The organism is Shimia ponticola (assembly GCF_007995215.1).
In the GTDB taxonomy this organism is placed as follows: domain Bacteria; phylum Pseudomonadota; class Alphaproteobacteria; order Rhodobacterales; family Rhodobacteraceae; genus Shimia_B; species Shimia_B ponticola.
Genome location: NZ_VCDK01000005.1, coordinates 69,568 through 87,086 on the forward strand (window position 1 = coordinate 69,568; position 17,519 = coordinate 87,086).

Sequence of the window (17,519 nt, forward strand, 5' to 3'; positions counted from 1 at the left end):
TAGGGTGCGTGATTTCACGCACCGTTAACCAAAAGCGGGCAACCCTGCCTGTATGCCCAACTATCTACGCCCACGCTTGTCCAACGCCACAGTCTTCTTCACCGTTACTCTGCAAAACCGCGGGTCCACCACGTTAGTCGATAATATTGACACCTTGCGCACAGCAGTCGCGCAAACACTGTCTGAACGCCCGGTCGCTATAGATGCCTGGGTTGTCTTACCCGACCACATGCATTGCATGTGGACGCTACCAGATAGCGACTATTCCACCCGCTGGCGCCTCATCAAATCACGGTTCTCGTCGGCGCTTCCCTGCGGCAAACGGCGCCCCAGTCACATCGCCCGCCAAGAGCGCGGCGTCTGGCAAGGTCGGTTTTGGGAACATCATATCAGGGACCAGACCGACTATGACGCGCATCTCACCTATTGTTGGTGGAACCCCGTGAAGCATGGCTTGGTCGAGCACCCAAAGGACTGGCTGTTTTCGAGTGTTCACCGAGACGTTCGGTTTGGAGATGGTCATGCCGAGGTGCGTGAAATCACGCACGCTACCGAAGTGCAGGCGTAGGGTGCGTGTTCACACGCACCGCTGCCCTCAATACTCCACCCCAATCTGAGCCTTGATCCCTGACCTAAACGGATGCTTCACCAGCTCCATTTCGGTCACCAGGTCGGCCACTTCGATCAACTCGTCCTTTGCGTTTCGGCCCGTTAGTACGACATGTGTCATCTCGGGTTTTTCCTCGGTCAGGAAGGTCACCACGTCGTTGATGTCGATGTAGTCATACCGCAACGCGATGTTGATTTCGTCCAGCAGGACCATGTGGTTCGACGGGTCGCGGATCAGCTCTTTGGCCTTTTCCCAGGCCGCCTGCGCCATCTCGGTATCGCGGGATTTGTCTTGGGTTTCCCAGGTGAATCCTTCGCCCATCGTGTGAAACGCGCACATGTCGGAGAAACGGGACAGGATCAGGTCGCGCTCCCCGGTGCTCATCCCACCTTTGATGAACTGAACGACGGCACATTTGCGGCCGTGGGCGATGTGGCGGAAAATCATGCCGAAGGCGGCAGAGGATTTGCCTTTGCCCTTGCCCGTGTGGACGATGACCAGACCTTTTTCTTCGGTCTTGGTCGCCATGATCTTGTCGCGGGCGGCCTTCTTCTTGGCCATCTTGGTGGCGTGGCGGGCGTTGTCGTCTTGCTCGGTCATCTTCACGTCCTGTTAACCATGGGTGGGCCAGCCTGCGGGCATGTGGCGGTATCTGATCTTGGTCTGTGTTCTGGCGGGGTGCAACACCCCAACCGCAGCGTTTCGCGGGGCAGAGCCACGTGCCGTCAGCGTGGATGGCTCGACCTACAAGGTTTACGTCCGCGACGGTCATGCGCAGGCGATCCGGGTGAACTCTGAAATGAATTATCGCAGAGGGGCCGAGGTCAAAGTCCGCCGCGCGATCCAGCAGGCCAGCGGGTGCCGTGTGGTGGGTGATCTGAAGGGTGATCCGGTTGTCGCGAACGCGCGGGTGGCCTGCGATGGCCGCAGTGCGCCGCCGCCGAAGAGACCAGAGCCGAGCGGGTTTGTTGTTTGTGATGTTTATGGGGAGACAGACCCCCGGCGGGCCTACTGCCTGCCGGGTTGAGCGATGCGCCAAACGCGGAACAGCAGCTTTAGCTGCCCGCGCATCGCCGGGCCGCCCACACGGCGCGGCGATTGGCTTGGATTGGGCGCATCGCTCGTTCTGTGGACTGTGTTTGGCGACCATAAAGTGTTCAGTAAGGACGGTTGGATCGCCACGCGGCGGCCAGTCGATGCGCTAGGTTTGTGCGAATTGTACAGCATGCCGCCCCGCCCAGCGCCCGGTCGCCATGCTCGTCGTGATCAGATAGCCGCCGGTCGGCGCCTCCCAATCCAGCATCTCGCCAGCGCAGAACACACCGGGACGATCGCGTAGCATTAGGCCTTCGGTCAGAGCGTCAAACTTTACGCCGCCCGCTGTTGAAATCGCTTCATCCATGGGGCGCGGGCCAGCGTGGCGGATGGGCAGGGCCTTGATCAGAGGGGCAAGGTCATCTGGCAAAGGCCGTCCGAATTCATGCAAGAGCGCGATCTGCGCGGGTGTCAGGCCCAGCGCTTTGCGAAGGTGATTGGCAAGGCTTGCCTTGCCGCGCTTGCTAAGACGCTGACGCACCGCGTCAGTCGACAAATCAGGCTTGAGATCAACCGAAAGATCCGCCCCATCGCGCACCGCCTTGGAAACAGCATAAATGGCCGAGCCCTCAACACCGCGCTCCGAGATGACAAATTCACCGCGATGCACCTGATCCCCAGCCCGCAGAGCAACGCCTTTCACCGGCGCACCAAAGTGTTTGGCCATGTGCGCCGACCAGTCGACCTGAAACCCCATGTTCGCGGGTTTGAACGGGGCAATCTGCTCGGACGGGAAATGCCGTGTCCAAGCTCCATCTGACCCCAACCGCGCCCAGCTTGCGCCGCCCAGCGCGAGGCAGGTCACCTGAGGAAAAACGTGACGCGAACCCTCGGGCGTTTCAAAGGTCAAACCGCCTTCGTCATCAAATCCAACCCACCGCCACCGGCGCCGCAACACGACGCCCATGGCGTCCAGCCTTGCCAACCACGCCCGCAAAAGCGGAGAGGCCTTCATGGCCACGGGAAAGACCCGCCCAGACGATCCCGTAAACACGTCCTGACCGAGGCCCCGCGCCCAGTCCTGCACGGCCTGCGCGTCAAAATCCGCCAAGATCGGGCGCAATGGAGCGGGTGCCACGGCGGTCGTCAGCCCATCAAGATCGGTGGCTTTGGTGATATTCAGGCCCGACTTCCCCGCCATCAGAAACTTGCGCGCCGGTGACGGCATGGCATCGGCCACGGTGACGGCCAAACCAGCCTCGGCCATCACTTCGGCTGCGGCCAATCCTGCAGGTCCCGCGCCGACGACTACGGCGTCGGTCATTTCGCGCGGGTGCGGATGTCGCCTGTGATCTCGACCGTCCGGTGTGGGTAAGGGATGGTAATGTTGTGTTCTTTCAGCGCGTTCCAGATCAGGAACAGCACATCCGATGTGTACTTGTTCGGCCCGTCATCCAGACCGTTCACCCAGAACTCGACGGCGAAATCCACACCGCTTTCGCCAAACCCGCGCAGCTCGCAATCGGGCGGATATGGCAGATCAAGCACCTCGGGATGCGTCGCCACGGCGGCCTCGACAATGTCCGGCACTTTGTTGATGTCGGTGTCATAGCTGACCGAGAACGGCGCTTCGTACCGGTTGGCTGAACCGCTGTCTGAATAGTTCACCACGCGGGTCGTGATGAAATCCTCGTTGGGGACAACGATCCAGCGACCGTCGAATGTCTCAAGGATCGCAGCACGTGCCGTCATCTTGACGATGGTCCCGGACTCGCCTCCGTCCAACTCGACAAAATCACCGACCGTGGCCTGCCCTTCTAGCAAAAGGATCACGCCCGAAATGAAATTCGACGCGATTTTCTGCAGACCAAAGCCAAGACCAACACCAATCGCACCGCCCAAGACGGCCAACGCCGAAAGGTTGATGCCCATGATGTTCATCAAGAGCAGAAAGGCGATGCCAAAGATCAGAAATTCGACCGCCTTGGTCGACAGCTCCCTCAGGGACGGGCGGAGTTCCTCTTGCGCCTTGATGTAGTTGGCGGATTGTTGGTTCGACCACGACCCCAGCCAGAACAGGATCGACCCGGCGATGACCCCGCGCACGATGGACATCAGCGAAAACGAGATATTGCCAAGGCTGACAACCGTTTCGGTCAGTTGGGTCTGCACAAAGTCCAGAAGACCAAGCGCATAAAGCGCCATGATCGGGATCAAGACGAATTTGCCAAGTACCTTCAGGAACGGGTCCTTGATGATCTCTTGCACCAGAATACGCGCGGCAATGAATAGGAACACACGTTTGCCAAAGGCGATGACTGCACCCGACCCAAAGATGGAGCGTGTGACCTGTTCGCCTAAAGCAGTGAAGATATACGCAAAGAGCGGCAGCAGAAGCGGAAGGAACAGAAGCAGGAACGCGACGCTGGGCGCAAGAAAGGACTGTCCGGCAGCTATGGGGCCAAACATGCGCTCGATACGCGGCTGCACACGTTTGGTGACAAAGACCGCAAGGAAGTAGGCAATCAGCAGCAGCGCGAACTGTGACCATGCGGCGGGGCTGAGAAGCCAACCCGCAGCGACCTCCCACGCGATCAGGGCATATTCGACGCCTTGTTGCGCGAAACCGGGAAGCTCCGCAGCCCAATCCGGAAGTTCTGGCGGGTTTGCCACGACATCCGCGACCGAGGACGGCTCTGCGTTTTCGTCTTCCATCGAAGGGTCACCTTGTCTTTGTCACGTGCTGCGCCATGCTTTGGCACCGACATGCACGGTGATCAAGATAACCCAATGGATAGCGACACCGGCACCGACCCGGTGTGCCCCCTTTGCCTGCGTCCTATTCCCAAGAATGCGCCGCAAAGCCTGCATCACCTGATCCCAAAGCTGAAAGGCGGCAAGGGCGGGCCTACGATCCTGATCCACCACATCTGTCACAAGGAAATCCACGCAACGCTGACCGAGGCGGAACTGGCCCGCGACTACAACACGCCCGAGGCCCTGCGCAGCCATCCCCGGCTGGCCAAGTTCTTTGCTTGGGTCGCAAAGCGCCCGCCAGAGTTCATGTCAAAGGTGCCCGGCGGCAAACGAAAACGGCGCTAACCGATCAGGCGTTTGATCCCGCTGATATGAGAGTGGCTCGCCCCAAGGGCGGCCTCAGCCATTTCGTTTGCCTGATTCATCACCTGATCCGCCGGACACAGGCGGTCGAACAGACCCCACGCAAGACAGTCGTCTGCCGTGATCTTTTCACCTGCCATCAAGATGCGCTTGGCGCGGGCGGGCCCCACAAGCGCGCGCAGCCGACCCGGGTCAGCCGGTTGCGGCAGAAAGCCAAGCCGCATCACGGGGTAAAACAGCTTGGCTGTCTCTGCCGCGACGCGCAGGTCGCAAGCCAGAACCATGCCTAGCGCACCACCCGCAACCGTGCCGTTCAGCGCTGCGATGGTCAGGCCTGGATGCGCCGCAATCGCGTTCGACACCTCATCCCAAATGGGCGAGGTCGGCAGATCCGTTTTGGCAGCCTCAAGGTCCATGCCCGCGCTGAACACCTTGCCCGCGCCCGTCAGGACAATCACCTTTTGACCTGACGCTGCGCGAACGCTGTCGCGCACAGCGGCAAGCATGTCTGCGGTCACGGCATTGGCCTTGTCGGGCCGATTCAGCGTCAGAACGGTCATGTCGCCCTGTTCGGAAATCAACACGTCGACCATGGTCACCTCTGCTCGTCTGTGGGTATGTTCGGTCGCTATCCCACAGTTTGATGCGACCGACTACTGGAAAACCAGACCCGGCTGCGTTTGCAGCCTGACTTGACCTGACGGGGTTGGGCAAGGATGCTGCCATACATATTTGCCAGATATGCGGGTTGATTTGCCCGCGTCATACTTGAGGACACACTATGTCTAAACCGCTGCTTTCCACGACACTCCTTGCCTCCACGGTGCTTGCCTCACCGCTCTGGGCCGATCTCACCGCCGAAGACGTCTGGGCCCAGATGCAGGACACCTACGTCGCCTATGGGGGCACAGTCGCAGCGGCGTCCGAGACGCGGAGCGGCAACACTTTGACAGCTGCTGATGTGACCATGACCATCGCTGACGAAGAGGTGGATATCGTCTTCAATCTGGGCGACGTGGCCTTTGTCGAACAAGGCAGCGGATCGGTTGAAATCGTGACAGAGCCCGAGATGAACATGGTGGTGTCGGGTGATTTCGAAGGCACCGAAGGTCGGGTGGTCATGTCGATCACAACGGATGACCTTGTCGCCGTAGCCTCGGGAACGCCAGAGGTGATGACCACGACTTATTCGGCCTCTGACGTGACCATGTCGATTGATGAACTGCCGGACATGCCGGACGACGCAGAGTTTGTGTTTACCTTTGCCTTCGCGGGCATGAACGGCTCTTCGACGGCGGATCGCGGTGATATGATCCGCACGCAAAGCACGATGACCTCGGCCAGCCTCGCCTATGACGTGGTCGTGACAGATCCGGGCAATGACGGGAATTTCACGCTCGATTTCGATGGGCAGGGCCTCGCTGTGTCTACTTCGACCGCGACGCCAGCGGACATGGACATGGCCGATATCGGCGCGCTTTATGCCGACCCGAATGTCGAACAGAGCTTTACTGCCTCAATGGCCGCGTCCGCCGCGTCTTTCACGTTTGCTGACCCGGACGGCTCTGGCGCAGGTGAATTTTCGGCCGGCGGCGGTCGCGTGCAAGGCGGCCTGACCGACGGTGGCTTTTCCTATGAAGGCGGCGCCAATGACATCGCTCTGTCGGTGGAAGTCCCCGACCTTCCGGTTCCGCTGAACTTTGCGATGGGCGGCTACAACTATGCTTTGGCCTCGCCGATCATCGCTTCGGATGATGCCAAACCGTTCCGGCTGGGCCTTGGGTTTCAGGATGTGACGCTCGATCCGTTCCTGTGGAACCTGTTTGACCCGGGCGAGGTTCTGCCGCGCGACCCGGCCACGATCAGCTTTGACATCAGCGGCCTGGGTCGGCTTTTGGTCAACCTGTTCGATCCAGAGCAGATGGAAGAGATGATGATGGACGACGTCCCAGGTGAGGTGACCGAGATCGCTCTGGACGATCTGGACGTGCGCGCTGCAGGGGCCGCTTTGTCCGGGTCGGGTAGCTTTGTTCTTGATAACAGCGACACCCAGACGTTTGACGGCCTCCCCCGTCCAGAAGGCAAAATCGACCTGCAACTCCTTGGTGCAAACGGGCTGCTCGACAAACTGGTTCAGATGGGTCTGGTCCCGGAGGATCAGGTCATGGGGGCGCGTATGATGATGGGCCTGTTTGCGGTGCCTGGATCGGGTGAGGACAGCCTGCAATCCACCATCGAGGTGAACGCAGACGGACATGTCCTTGCGAACGGGCAACGCCTGCGCTGATTTCAAACCGGCCCGCTTTGGCGGGCCACCTTGTCCTAGCGGCTGGTGCGGATTACCTCTGCGCCAGCCGTTTGTGTTTTCAGGGCTGAAGTAGCGCCGCACCCGGCAGGAGACGTATATGACCACGAGCCTTGAGACCCTTGCCAACCAGATGCTGGATGCCGCGCGTGCGGCTGGTGCCGATGCCTCCGATGCGCTGATCGCCCAAGGCACCTCGATTTCAATCGATGTCCGCGCTGGCGCGTTGGAAGAAGCAAATCGCTCTGAGGGCATCGATTTGGGTCTGCGGGTCTTGGTCGGGCCGCGACAGGCGGTTGTGTCCGCCTCGAACGCGTCCGAAGAAACAATCAAGGACATGGCCGAACGCGCCGTTGCGATGGCCAAAGAGGCACCAGCCGATCCACATCTTGGGCTTGCAGAACCCTCGCAACTGGCGACCGCCTGGGACATCCACGCGCTCGAAATGTATGAAGACGCGCCAGAGCCTTCGCCAGCTGCCTTGCAGGAGGCCGCGAAGGCCGCAGAAGACGCTGCGCTATCAGTGTCGGGTGTCAGCCAAACACAGGGGGCAGGCGCTGCCTACGGTGCGCGTGAAATAATGCTGGCCGCGAGCAATGGCTTCGCAGGCGGCTATAAGCGCAGCAGCCATTCTTTGTCCTGCGTCGCCATCGCAGGCGAAGGCACGGGGATGGAGCGCGACTATGACGGCGATTTCCGGATTTTTGGCGGCGATTTGCGCGACGCGACCGAGATTGGGCGCACAGCGGGTGAACGCGCTGCCGAGCGGTTGAACGCGCGCAAACCCGTCACCGGCACTTACCCGGTTCTGTTCGATGAACGCGTCTCGTCGAGCCTGATCGGCCATCTCGTCGCGGCCATGAACGGCGCCTCGATCGCGCGCGGGTCGTCGTGGTTGCGCGATGCGATGGATACGCCCGTCCTGCCAGAGGCTTTGTCCCTGACAGAAGACCCATTGCGCCCCCGCGCGACAGGTTCCCGCCCCTTTGATGCCGAAGGGTTGCCAGCCGTCAAACGCACGGTCGCCGAGAACGGCATACTGCGCACCTGGACGCTTGATCTGGCATCGGCCCGGAAACTCGGGCTGGAAAGCACCGGCAATGCATCGCGCGGCACCGGATCGGGACCCTCGCCATCGGTCACCAATCTGGAACTGACACAGGGCAATCAAAGCCGCGCGGACCTGATCCGTGATATGGGCACAGGGCTTCTGGTCACGTCGATGATCGGTTCCACAATCAATCCCAACACGGGTGACTATTCGCGCGGAGCCTCGGGGTTCTGGATCGAAAACGGCGAAATCGCCTACCCGGTCAATGAATGCACGATCGCGGGCAATCTGCGCGACATGCTCTTGCGCATCATCCCGGCCAATGACGCGCGGACGCACCTGTCGCGTGTCGTTCCTTCCTTGCTGATCGAGGACATGACACTTGCCGGGGCTTGAGGACGCCATTGACCTGACCTCTGACACCCGGCTCTTGGCAGACGCGGCACAGGATGCCGCCAAGATCGCCATGAGCCATTTCAAGTCGGACCCGCAGGTCTGGGACAAAGGCGACGGGGCTGGCCCGGTCACCGAAGCGGACCTTGCCGTAAACGCCATGCTGAGCGACCGGCTGCGATCAGCGCGGCCACACTATGGCTGGCTGTCCGAAGAAACCGAAGATACCGGCCAGCGTCTGACACAGGACACCACATTTATCATTGATCCCATCGACGGCACCCGGGCCTTTATCGAGGGCTCGCGCCATTGGGGCATTTCGATCGCTATCGTGCAAAACGGCACACCTGTCGCGGCGGCTGTGGCCATGCCAGCCAAGGATGATCTCTATGTCGCCACATTGGGTCAAGGGGCGCATAAGAACGGACAGGCTTTGTCTGTCTCGAACACCCCGATGGGAGCCGCGTCGCGCATTTTGTCGACCAAATGGAATTTCCGGCCCGAGTTCTGGCACCGTGGCGTGCCGGATGTGGACCGCCATTTCCGCTCTTCTTTGGCCTATCGCCTTGCGCTTGTCGCCGAAGGCACCTTTGAAGGCATGCTGACGCTGCGCCCGACATGGGAATGGGACATCGCGGCAGGTGCTCTGCTTGTGACCGAGGCAGGCGGCAAAGTCACTAATCCAGACGGAGCCGCCCCGCGTTTCAACGGTCCCAAGGCACAGTTGCCGGGTCTTCTGGCCGCGCCGCAGCAAGTTCTTGAGGGCCTGATGGCCCACGGCCCGCGCCTGTCCACAACCGCTTGACCCGGCTCACAGTGTCCGTAGGTTGCCGCCAACCCGCAAAGGAGGGGGCAGATGACACAGAATGCACCCCGCCCCGATGGTCAGGTCATCTGGTTCCATGTCCCGCGCGACAGCGCGCTTCCCGCGATTGAACATCTGATCGCACGGATGGTTCTAGCGGATCACGACCTTCACTTTGTGGTCACAACGACATCCCCCGCCCTGCCACCGGAGCAGATCTCGCGGAATTGCCATTACGTGTCGACACCGTTTGATCGCCGGAAAACCATCACGGATTTCCTGACGCACTGGCGGCCAAACGTGGCCATATGGGTGCGCGGAAATCTCAACTCGTTTCAGGTCGCCGACATCGCAGCGCGGGGCATGCCACTGTTTCTGATGGATGCAACCGTAGAAGGCCTGAAGGATTTCCGGGGCCTTGTTGCGACATGGCGCGCTAAGGCCATGATGCGACGGTTTGATCGCTGTCTGGCCGTCGACGAAGATGCGGCAAATCGGCTGCGATCGCTTGGCGCCCAGTCTTGGCGCGTCGAAGTCACCGGCACACTGGAGGAAGGCACCGCTGCCTTGCCCCATGACGAAGACGACCGTCGTGATCTTGCCGAGGCCCTGGCGACGCGACCCGTATGGACGGCCATACATGCCCCAGCGGATGAAATCGGCTTTCTCCTTGATGCCCATAAGGAAGCGGTTCGGAAGTCGCACCGGTTCCTTCTGATCCTGCGCCCGACACCCGATCAGGATTGCGCGGCCCTGATCGAGACGGCAGGGAAAGCCGGCCTCTCGGCGGCGCTGCGCAGTGATGTTTACATCCCCGGCGAGGACCAACAGGTGCTGATCGCCGATCTGCCGGAAGAACGCGGGTTGTGGTATCGCGTCGCGCCAATCACCTATCTGGGAGGAACGTTTGCGTTCACTCCACCCCGAAACCCGTTCGAAGCCGCAGCGCTTGGCTCGGCCATCATACATGGCCCGAACATCAGCCGCTTCCGTTCGAATTTCGAACGATTGGCAGAGGCCCATGCGACCGTGGCGCTGACGGCCCCGGATCATCTGGGTGCAACGCTCGGCGATCTGACCTTTCCCGAACGCGCAGCACGGCTGGCGCACGCGGCGTGGGACGTCACCTCAAGCGGGGCCGAAGTGACGGACCGTATCGTTGCGCTGTTGCAAACGGCACTGCCGCAAAGCAAGGGATAAAGCGATGCGAGCACCCCTCTTTTGGTTTCAACAGCCCGGCTTTCGCGCCTTGGTTCTGGCCCCTCTGGCCGCAATATATGCTGCGGCCACGGCGCGCCGCGTCCGCCGCGCGCCGCGCGTCATGCCGAAGGTTCCGGTGATTTGCGTGGGCAATTTGAACGCTGGTGGTACGGGCAAGACGCCGACTGCTATCGCGCTGGCCCAGCGGTTGCTGGAGCGTGGAGAGGTGCCCATCGTCGTGACGCGGGGCCATGGCGGCAAGCTTGAAGGCCCCGTCAAGGTCGATCCATCGGCCCACAAGGCAGGTGATGTTGGCGACGAACCATTGTTGCTGGCGGCCTTTTGCACCGTCATCGTCGCAAAGGACCGCGCCGCGGGGGCCACATTGGCAGAGGCTGAAGGCGCGAGCGTCATCCTGCTGGATGATGGGTTTCAAAATCCGGATGTGGCCAAGGATGTGTCCTTGGTTGTCGTGGATGCCTATCAGGGGTTTGGCAATGGCCGCGTGTTGCCTGCCGGCCCGCTGCGCGAACCCGTGACCACAGGTCTGAAACGCGCGGACGTGGTGCTGTCGATCGGCGACAGCGCCGCGCAGGGACAATTTCTGGAGCGTTGGGGCAACAGCCTGACCTGTCCGCACGTGACAGGCACGCTCAGACCGCTGCCGACCGGGATGCCATGGGAGGGCATGCGCGCCCTTGCATTTGCGGGGATCGGACACCCCGAGAAATTCTTTCGAAGTTTGCGCGCGCTGGGCGTTGATCTGGCCCGTGCCGAACCGCTGGCAGATCATCAACCTTTGACTGCGGCCTTGATGACGCGCCTTGAGGGTGAGGCGCTGTTGCTCAGGGCGCAACTGGTCACCACGGAAAAGGACGCGGTGCGACTGCCGGATCGGTTTCGGGCCAAAGTTGTAACCCTGCCGGTCCGTCTCGAAATTGCGGATTGGCAACCCATCGACAGCTTGATCGACGCCGCATTTGAGGCAAAACGCGCCTAGGCCCTTGTTGGAGAACGGGTCCCAGCAGTCTTGTCATTGGTCCTCAGAACACGGACTGTGCGGCTCAGCACCCGAAAGGTTTCAGATGACCCAACCTCTTCTTATCGAATTCGGCATGGGCAGCAGCCTGCGCAGGCAGGATTACACTCAAGCCGCCGAACGCGCACTCAAAGACGCGCTGTGGCACAACTCGATCAATCTTGCGGAACTGTTCGGCAAAGACAAAGGTCAGATGATCCTAGATGTTCAGGTCGGTGTGCAGGAACCCGATCAGGTTGATGTCGAGGCTTTGAAGGCGATCTTTCCCTATGGCCAACCGACGATCACGGTCACCAAGGGTGGGCTGGATGTGCCACGTCCGAACGGCAACCCGACTGTGATTGCCAATGTCGCGATCAAGGTCGGTTTGGAGGGTGTCGCATGAGCGTCAAGACAAACGCACACGGCCAACGCTTTATCATCGAGATGGGCATGGGCAATGACCTTTACGGTGCGGATCAGACCAAGGCCGCCGCGCGTGCAATCGAAGATGCGCTGCGGCATTCGTCGATCCCGATGTTCGAGGTCTTGGGTGTGTCTCACGATGACATGGCCGTCGAAGTAACGGTGGGTGTCCCCGACCCCGAAACGGTCGATTGTATCGCCTTGGCTGAGAAATTGCCGCGTGGGCGCGCAACGGTCAAAGCCGTCAAGGGCGGTTTGCGCGTAGACACACCTGCGTCAGCGCAAGGAATTGTTGTCGCCACAGCGGCAGTCGAGGCCTATCTGCCCCTTCAAGCGTAAGTTTGAAGGAGGCGCGACATGGCGCAATACACGTTGCTGGGGATCTCTGGGTCCCTGCGGGCAGAGTCGACCAATACCAAGTTGATCCGGGCGGCCGCGAAGGTGTTTGATCCGGCTGAGTTCACATTGGCAGATCTCAATATGCCGCTTTATGACGGCGATCTGGAAGACAGCGACGGCGCCCCCGAGGCCGCGCAAAAACTGTCAGACCAGATTGCAGCGGCAGATGCGGTGATCATCTCGACCCCGGAATACAACAAGCTGCTCTCTGGCGTGTTGAAGAATGCCTTGGATTGGGTGAGCCGCACCGGACCGGTCTGGAAAGACAAACCCGTCGCCATCATGAGCGCCGCCGCCGGGCGTGCCGGCGGAGAACGTGGTCAGTGGACCTTGCGGCTCGCCTTGAACCCGTTTCGCCCCAAGGTTCTGCCGGGACCAGAGCTGATGCTCGCCAATAGCGGCAAAGCCTTTGATGATGATGGGGTGCTGACCGACGAATTTGCCCAGAAGCTATTGGATGAACTGATGGGTGATCTGCGGGCCTCCATCGGGTGATCCATCCGCGATTGTCCGGTGCAAACGCGCCAGCCTGCGTCCTATCGGAAAAACGGAACGTCAAACGCGACGCCGTTAGCGCCGGACATGCCGATTTTATCCTGTCTCAACCGGCAGCGGCGGTATAACACATCCCAGATTCTTAAAGCGCGCTAGATAGTAGCGCGATCGAAATTGGGAGAATGCGCCGATGAAGGTCCTCGTACCTGTCAAACGTGTGATCGACTATAACGTGAAAGTCCGCGTGAAAGCGGATGGAAGCGGTGTCGATCTCGCCAACGTAAAAATGTCCATGAACCCCTTTGACGAGATTGCCGTCGAAGAGGCGATCCGTCTGAAGGAAAAAGGCGTCGCCGAAGAGGTGGTGGCAGTATCCATCGGCGTGAAGCAGGCGCAGGAAACCCTGCGCACAGCGCTGGCCATGGGTGCGGATCGCGCGATCTTGGTGATTGCAGCCGATGATGTTCACACCGACATCGAACCACTCGCCGTTGCCAAGATCCTGAAAGGGGTCATCGACGAAGAGCAGCCGGGTCTGGTTCTCTGCGGCAAGCAGGCGATCGACAACGATATGAACGCCACGGGCCAGATGCTGGCGGCGCTGACCGGTTGGTCGCAAGCGACATTTGCGTCCGAGGTTGCCATCGACGGCGACAGCGCGACCGTGACCCGCGAAGTCGACGGCGGTCTGCAAACGATCAAGGTCAAGATGCCTGCGATCATCAGCGTTGACTTGCGCCTGAACGAACCACGTTATGCCACGCTGCCAAACATCATGAAGGCCAAGAAAAAGCCTTTGGATGAGAAAACAGCGGCGGACTACGGCGTCGACACGGCGCCACGTCTGGAAATCGTGAAGACCGGTGAGCCTGAAGAGCGCGCCGCCGGTATCAAAGTTGGCTCGGTCGACGAGCTTGTGGAGAAACTGAAAGAAGCGGGAGCTGTATAATGGCCGTCCTACTGATTGCAGAAGTATCGAATGGTGAACTGTCCGTGGACGGCACCGCAAAGGCCCTGACCGCTGCCAAGCAGATGGGCGAAGTCACCATTCTGGTCGCAGGCTCTGGTTGCGCAGGCGCGGCAGATGCCGCTGCCAAGCTGGATGGCGTGACCAAGGTGCTGTGCGCCGAGGATGACGCCTATGGCCACGATCTGGCAGAGCCAGTGGCTGACCTGATCGTGTCTCTGGCCGGTGACTACAGCCACATCGTTGCTCCATCGACGGCTGCGTCGAAAAACATCCTGCCCCGCGTTGCGGCAATGCTGGATGTCATGGTGATCTCGGAAGTAACTGCCGTGGTCGACGCCGACACGTTCGAGCGTCCGATCTACGCCGGTAACGCGGTCCAGACCATCAAATCGTCGGACGCGACCAAGGTTGCCACGATCCGGACCTCGACCTTTGACGCCGCTGGTGAAGGCGGCTCGGCTTCGGTCGAAACCATCGGTGCCGTCGCTAACCCAGGCCTGTCCGAGTGGGTCGAAGACAAGGTTGCCGAGAGCGACCGTCCAGAGCTGACCTCGGCTGGTGTCGTGGTGTCTGGTGGCCGCGGTGTTGGCTCGGAAGAGCAGTTCGCGATCATCGAAACGCTGGCTGACAAGCTGGGTGCCGCTGTTGGCGCATCCCGTGCGGCCGTTGACTCTGGCTATGCACCGAACGATTGGCAGGTGGGTCAGACCGGTAAGGTCGTGGCACCGGACCTCTATATCGCTGTCGGTATCTCGGGCGCGATCCAGCACCTTGCTGGTATGAAGGACTCGAAGATCATCGTCGCGATCAACAAAGACGAAGAAGCGCCGATCTTCCAAGTCGCTGATTACGGTCTTGTCGCTGACCTGTTCGACGCTGTCCCAGAGCTCACCGAAAAGCTGGGCTAAGGCCTCGAGCATTAGGAATTAAAGGCCCGTGCCAGTCAGGCGCGGGCCTTTTTCATGGCGTTATCCATCGCTGCCATCACGCCATGCGCAACATCCTTATGCGCCGTCGCATTCAACGCGCCGGACGCTTTGCTGAACTCTGCATCCCTGAACATCAGCGTGGAGCGCCCTTCCCTGAGCGCCTGTTGCGATGGGCGGACATGGACAATCTGGCGGACGAATGGCCGAAGCGCATCCAGCATGGACGGGCTGACAGGCCACTTGGCCGCCGGATTGGTTGCGTCCGCTTCGATGACGAGCAGATAAACCGGAGGCTTGATGTGCTGAAGCATCAGGCGCATCCGGTCCAGCCAAACCTCTTCAACTTCTTGCCGGACGAGGGACACAACATCGGGTGCTTGCCGCAAAAGTTCGGCCCAGAAATGACCGATGAAATTGACGTCGCACAAGTCCACATAGGGCGCGAGCGCGCGCAACTCTTCCGTGATGCACAAGAACCGATCATTGCGCCGGGGATGCACGCGATAAAAGCGATTGCTGAGGTTGGGGATCAACGGCACCTGCACCACTGTGGCCACCGCCGCAGTGGCCAGTTGCAGCATCGCCCGCGACTGCAAATGCACATCCGGTCCCGCATTGCGAACACCAAGGTTCAACACCTCAACCCCATAGGCCTCGGCGATCAACGTGGGAAACGGCGCCTCTACAAAGGGACCAAAGGTTTCCGATGCACCGATAAAGGCCATATAGGGCCGCTGCAGATTTGCTGGCGGCCCACGGTAAGTCACCCGCGCACCAGGGTACTGGCACAAGGAATACGTCAGGCCCGCTGGACCCGGTCGATTATGGAACATGCACGTCCCCCAAAATTCACCCGGGGTCCGTCCTAGAAAAGCAAAGTTCGCAAATGCCTAACCGCTCAAAACCAAGATTTCTGAATTCAACGTAAATCTGCTACCTTTTCCGGGCAGTTGGGCGTAGCTAAATGTCGATGGCTACCGCAGGAGAGTGTCATGGACGTGCAAAGCATTGGTGTTGTCGGCGCAGGCCAGATGGGAAATGGCATCGCCCATGTCATGGCTCTGGCCGGGTTCGAGGTGTTGGTCACCGACACCAGTGACGACGCTCTGACCCGCATGTCGGACCTGATTGGCAAAAACCTCGCGCGGCAGGTGTCGCGCGACAAGATCACGGAAGCCGAAGCCGAAGCCGCTTTGGCTCGTATTCGCACCACGTCGAAACTGCCCGAACTGGGGCAGACTGACCTTGTCATCGAGGCGGCAACCGAACGCGAAACGATCAAAACGGCGATCTTCGAGGATCTTGTTCCTCATCTGAAGCCTGAAACGATCCTGACGTCCAACACCTCATCCATTTCGATCACACGTCTGGCCAGCCGCACAGACAGACCGGAACGCTTCATGGGGTTCCACTTCATGAACCCGGTGCCAGTGATGCAACTGGTTGAACTGATCCGGGGCATCGCCACGGACGAGGCGACCTTCAAGAGCTGCGAGGCCGTGGTTGCAAAACTGGGCAAGACCAGCGCGACGGCAGAGGACTTTCCAGCCTTTATCGTGAACCGCATCCTGATGCCGATGATCAACGAAGCGATCTATACGCTTTACGAAGGTGTGGGGTCGGTCAAATCCATCGACACGTCGATGAAACTGGGCGCCAATCACCCGATGGGTCCGCTAGAGCTTGCGGACTTTATCGGTTTGGACACATGCCTTGCGATTATGAACGTGCTGCATGACGGGTTGGCGGATACCAAGTATCGCCCCTGCCCTCTGCTCACCAAATATGTCGAGGCTGGTTGGCTTGGCCGCAAGACGCAGCGTGGCTTTTACGACTATCGCGGTGAGGTCCCGGTTCCGACCCGCTAAAGGTGCGATTTAGGCCGTCTGACCCAAGCTCAGCGTGTGCTGGCGCAGCCATGACATGAACTCGGTCTGGTTCTTGGCCTTTTCCGCAATCACCTCGCTTGGGATCGGCTCTCCGATGATGGGCGCCTGCGGTTTGTTGAACGCGTGCGCCACCTCGTGGATCAGCAAACCCTGCCGCAGGGTGGCCGAAATCTGATTGGCGATCTGATAGGCCCGGCTGTTTTGACCTTGGAAAAAGACCGGGATCACCGTTGCCTTCGAGCGGGTGATCATCTTGGCCGTGAACGGGTTCCATTCGCCTTCGATAGCAGGACCAAAATAGGTTTCAGACGCCGCCACAGAGCCAGACGGAAAGAGCACGATCACACCGCCATCGGCCAGATGGCCCATCGCCTCTTTGCGCATCTCAAGGCTTTTCTTGAAGCTGTCCTCTTCGTGCGGAAACGGCACCGGCAGCATGTATTTCGAGACCTCTTTGACACCGGTCAGCAAGGATCGCGTCAGGATTTTGTAGTCATCGCGAATTTCACCAACCAGCTCGGCAAGGATCATCCCATCCACCAACCCATGTGGGTGATTGGCGACGATCACGACAGGACCTTTTGCCGGGATGCGCTCGATCTGCTCGCGGGGCGTCTGCAGGTCGATGCCCATCAGCCCGCGCGCCTGTTTCCAGAACATCTGCCCATGTGCGGGACCGATCCGTTCGAATTCGCGAATGCGGCGCAGCAGGGTGATCTTGCCGGTACACCACTCCATCGTGCGGATCAGGGTCGATTTCCACGGATTCGTGAATGTGCCCGCGTAACTGAGCTTGCGCTTGTCGTACGGGGCTTCCTCGGGCGGCAAGCCTTCGCGCATTGGCTTCACGATCGGTGTACGGTGCGCGTTGTCT

19 protein-coding genes and 1 pseudogene are annotated in these 17,519 nt (G+C 60.1%); 14 read left to right on the forward strand and 6 right to left on the reverse strand.

The window, feature by feature from the left end; all coding sequences use genetic code 11:
* Window positions 1-52 precede the first annotated feature (52 nt).
* Window positions 53-568 carry an REP-associated tyrosine transposase gene (locus FE702_RS19010; protein WP_147126256.1) on the forward strand — a complete coding sequence of 172 codons (516 nt, stop codon included), beginning with the start codon at window positions 53-55 and terminating at the stop codon, window positions 566-568.
* 27 nt (window positions 569-595) lie between these two features.
* Here FE702_RS19010 and cobO read toward each other — a convergent pair whose 3' ends face one another.
* Window positions 596-1,210, reverse strand: coding sequence for a cob(I)yrinic acid a,c-diamide adenosyltransferase (gene cobO / locus FE702_RS10505; protein WP_147126257.1), 615 nt, complete (start codon window positions 1,208-1,210; stop codon window positions 596-598).
* A gap of 22 nt (window positions 1,211-1,232) precedes the next feature.
* On the opposite strand from cobO, the gene FE702_RS10510 reads away from it, so the two are divergent.
* Window positions 1,233-1,637 carry a hypothetical protein gene (locus FE702_RS10510; RefSeq protein WP_147126258.1) on the forward strand — a complete coding sequence of 135 codons (405 nt, stop codon included), beginning with the start codon at window positions 1,233-1,235 and terminating at the stop codon, window positions 1,635-1,637.
* A gap of 174 nt (window positions 1,638-1,811) precedes the next feature.
* Here the strand turns inward: FE702_RS10510 and FE702_RS10515 are convergent, their stop codons facing one another.
* Together FE702_RS10515 and FE702_RS10520 are read right to left on the reverse strand one after the other, a co-directional pair.
* Window positions 1,812-2,969, reverse strand: a complete 1,158-nt coding sequence (locus FE702_RS10515; protein WP_147126259.1) for a TIGR03862 family flavoprotein — start codon at window positions 2,967-2,969, stop codon at window positions 1,812-1,814.
* Window positions 2,966-4,360 (reverse strand): mechanosensitive ion channel family protein, encoded by a 1,395-nt coding sequence (locus FE702_RS10520; protein ID WP_147126260.1) that lies wholly within the window; start codon window positions 4,358-4,360, stop codon window positions 2,966-2,968. Before FE702_RS10520 ends, FE702_RS10515 begins: the two co-directional genes overlap by 4 nt.
* 75 nt (window positions 4,361-4,435) lie before the next feature.
* Between FE702_RS10520 and FE702_RS10525 the strand changes: the two genes are divergently transcribed.
* A complete protein-coding gene (locus FE702_RS10525; protein WP_147126261.1) occupies window positions 4,436-4,747 on the forward strand; it encodes an HNH endonuclease family protein in 312 nt (103 codons plus the stop codon).
* Here FE702_RS10525 and FE702_RS10530 read toward each other — a convergent pair.
* Window positions 4,744-5,358 (reverse strand): enoyl-CoA hydratase/isomerase family protein, encoded by a 615-nt coding sequence (locus tag FE702_RS10530; RefSeq protein ID WP_147126262.1) that lies wholly within the window; start codon window positions 5,356-5,358, stop codon window positions 4,744-4,746. The genes FE702_RS10525 and FE702_RS10530 overlap by 4 nt on opposite strands.
* A gap of 188 nt (window positions 5,359-5,546) precedes the next feature.
* Here FE702_RS10530 and FE702_RS10535 point away from each other — a divergent pair, with 188 nt between their 5' ends.
* The 10 genes and pseudogenes from FE702_RS10535 (at window position 5,547) to FE702_RS10580 (ending at window position 14,735) form a co-directional block, all read left to right on the forward strand.
* Window positions 5,547-7,052 (forward strand): DUF2125 domain-containing protein, encoded by a 1,506-nt coding sequence (locus FE702_RS10535; RefSeq protein ID WP_147126263.1) that lies wholly within the window; start codon window positions 5,547-5,549, stop codon window positions 7,050-7,052.
* Window positions 7,053-7,170: 118 nt separating this feature from the next.
* Window positions 7,171-8,517, forward strand: coding sequence for a TldD/PmbA family protein (locus tag FE702_RS10540; RefSeq protein ID WP_147126264.1), 1,347 nt, complete (start codon window positions 7,171-7,173; stop codon window positions 8,515-8,517).
* Window positions 8,504-9,319, forward strand: coding sequence for a 3'(2'),5'-bisphosphate nucleotidase CysQ (locus tag FE702_RS10545; RefSeq protein WP_255449662.1), 816 nt, complete (start codon window positions 8,504-8,506; stop codon window positions 9,317-9,319). Before FE702_RS10540 ends, FE702_RS10545 begins: the two co-directional genes overlap by 14 nt.
* A gap of 48 nt (window positions 9,320-9,367) precedes the next feature.
* Window positions 9,368-10,519 (forward strand): annotated as a pseudogene (locus FE702_RS10550) (3-deoxy-D-manno-octulosonic acid transferase); the annotation flags it as partial.
* 4 nt (window positions 10,520-10,523) lie between these two features.
* Complete coding sequence (gene lpxK, locus FE702_RS10555) at window positions 10,524-11,519, forward strand: tetraacyldisaccharide 4'-kinase (protein ID WP_147126266.1); 996 nt, start codon at window positions 10,524-10,526, stop codon at window positions 11,517-11,519.
* 85 nt (window positions 11,520-11,604) lie between these two features.
* Window positions 11,605-11,943, forward strand: a complete 339-nt coding sequence (locus FE702_RS10560) for a Lin0512 family protein (RefSeq protein ID WP_147126267.1) — start codon at window positions 11,605-11,607, stop codon at window positions 11,941-11,943.
* Window positions 11,940-12,302, forward strand: a complete 363-nt coding sequence (locus FE702_RS10565) for a Lin0512 family protein (protein ID WP_147126268.1) — start codon at window positions 11,940-11,942, stop codon at window positions 12,300-12,302. The genes FE702_RS10560 and FE702_RS10565 overlap by 4 nt, the downstream gene beginning before the upstream one ends.
* A gap of 18 nt (window positions 12,303-12,320) precedes the next feature.
* Entirely contained in the window at window positions 12,321-12,857 is a 537-nt protein-coding gene (locus tag FE702_RS10570; RefSeq protein ID WP_147126269.1) for an NADPH-dependent FMN reductase, read from the forward strand.
* A 190-nt stretch (window positions 12,858-13,047) separates the two neighbouring features.
* Window positions 13,048-13,806 (forward strand): electron transfer flavoprotein subunit beta/FixA family protein, encoded by a 759-nt coding sequence (locus FE702_RS10575; protein WP_147126270.1) that lies wholly within the window; start codon window positions 13,048-13,050, stop codon window positions 13,804-13,806.
* Window positions 13,806-14,735 carry an electron transfer flavoprotein subunit alpha/FixB family protein gene (locus FE702_RS10580; RefSeq protein WP_147126271.1) on the forward strand — a complete coding sequence of 310 codons (930 nt, stop codon included), beginning with the start codon at window positions 13,806-13,808 and terminating at the stop codon, window positions 14,733-14,735. Before FE702_RS10575 ends, FE702_RS10580 begins: the two co-directional genes overlap by 1 nt.
* 35 nt (window positions 14,736-14,770) lie before the next feature.
* On the opposite strand, the gene FE702_RS10585 is transcribed toward FE702_RS10580, so the two are convergent.
* Window positions 14,771-15,589: a DUF6473 family protein gene (locus FE702_RS10585; RefSeq protein ID WP_147126272.1), complete on the reverse strand. Its 819-nt coding sequence runs from the start codon at window positions 15,587-15,589 to the stop codon at window positions 14,771-14,773.
* Window positions 15,590-15,748: 159 nt separating this feature from the next.
* Between FE702_RS10585 and FE702_RS10590 the strand changes: the two genes are divergently transcribed.
* Window positions 15,749-16,624: a 3-hydroxybutyryl-CoA dehydrogenase gene (locus FE702_RS10590; RefSeq protein ID WP_147126273.1), complete on the forward strand. Its 876-nt coding sequence runs from the start codon at window positions 15,749-15,751 to the stop codon at window positions 16,622-16,624.
* A 9-nt stretch (window positions 16,625-16,633) separates the two neighbouring features.
* On the opposite strand, the gene FE702_RS10595 is transcribed toward FE702_RS10590, so the two are convergent.
* A complete protein-coding gene (locus FE702_RS10595; protein WP_147126274.1) occupies window positions 16,634-17,485 on the reverse strand; it encodes a lysophospholipid acyltransferase family protein in 852 nt (283 codons plus the stop codon).
* Window positions 17,486-17,519 lie beyond the last annotated feature (34 nt).

Excerpts from the sequence above, each read along its gene's own strand:
- FE702_RS19010 (WP_147126256.1), top strand. The coding sequence starts at position 53 with ATGCCCAACTATCTACGCCCACGCTTGTCCAACGCCACAGTCTTCTTC.
- cobO (WP_147126257.1), bottom strand. The coding sequence starts at position 1,210 with ATGACCGAGCAAGACGACAACGCCCGCCACGCCACCAAGATGGCCAAG.
- FE702_RS10515 (WP_147126259.1), bottom strand. The coding sequence starts at position 2,969 with ATGACCGACGCCGTAGTCGTCGGCGCGGGACCTGCAGGATTGGCCGCA.
- FE702_RS10520 (WP_147126260.1), bottom strand. The coding sequence starts at position 4,360 with ATGGAAGACGAAAACGCAGAGCCGTCCTCGGTCGCGGATGTCGTGGCA.
- FE702_RS10525 (WP_147126261.1), top strand. The coding sequence starts at position 4,436 with ATGGATAGCGACACCGGCACCGACCCGGTGTGCCCCCTTTGCCTGCGT.
- FE702_RS10530 (WP_147126262.1), bottom strand. The coding sequence starts at position 5,358 with ATGGTCGACGTGTTGATTTCCGAACAGGGCGACATGACCGTTCTGACG.
- FE702_RS10535 (WP_147126263.1), top strand. The coding sequence starts at position 5,547 with ATGTCTAAACCGCTGCTTTCCACGACACTCCTTGCCTCCACGGTGCTT.
- FE702_RS10540 (WP_147126264.1), top strand. The coding sequence starts at position 7,171 with ATGACCACGAGCCTTGAGACCCTTGCCAACCAGATGCTGGATGCCGCG.
- lpxK (WP_147126266.1), top strand. The coding sequence starts at position 10,524 with ATGCGAGCACCCCTCTTTTGGTTTCAACAGCCCGGCTTTCGCGCCTTG.
- FE702_RS10560 (WP_147126267.1), top strand. The coding sequence starts at position 11,605 with ATGACCCAACCTCTTCTTATCGAATTCGGCATGGGCAGCAGCCTGCGC.
- FE702_RS10565 (WP_147126268.1), top strand. The coding sequence starts at position 11,940 with ATGAGCGTCAAGACAAACGCACACGGCCAACGCTTTATCATCGAGATG.
- FE702_RS10570 (WP_147126269.1), top strand. The coding sequence starts at position 12,321 with ATGGCGCAATACACGTTGCTGGGGATCTCTGGGTCCCTGCGGGCAGAG.
- FE702_RS10575 (WP_147126270.1), top strand. The coding sequence starts at position 13,048 with ATGAAGGTCCTCGTACCTGTCAAACGTGTGATCGACTATAACGTGAAA.
- FE702_RS10580 (WP_147126271.1), top strand. The coding sequence starts at position 13,806 with ATGGCCGTCCTACTGATTGCAGAAGTATCGAATGGTGAACTGTCCGTG.
- FE702_RS10585 (WP_147126272.1), bottom strand. The coding sequence starts at position 15,589 with ATGTTCCATAATCGACCGGGTCCAGCGGGCCTGACGTATTCCTTGTGC.
- FE702_RS10590 (WP_147126273.1), top strand. The coding sequence starts at position 15,749 with ATGGACGTGCAAAGCATTGGTGTTGTCGGCGCAGGCCAGATGGGAAAT.
- FE702_RS10595 (WP_147126274.1), bottom strand. The coding sequence starts at position 17,485 with ATGCGCGAAGGCTTGCCGCCCGAGGAAGCCCCGTACGACAAGCGCAAG.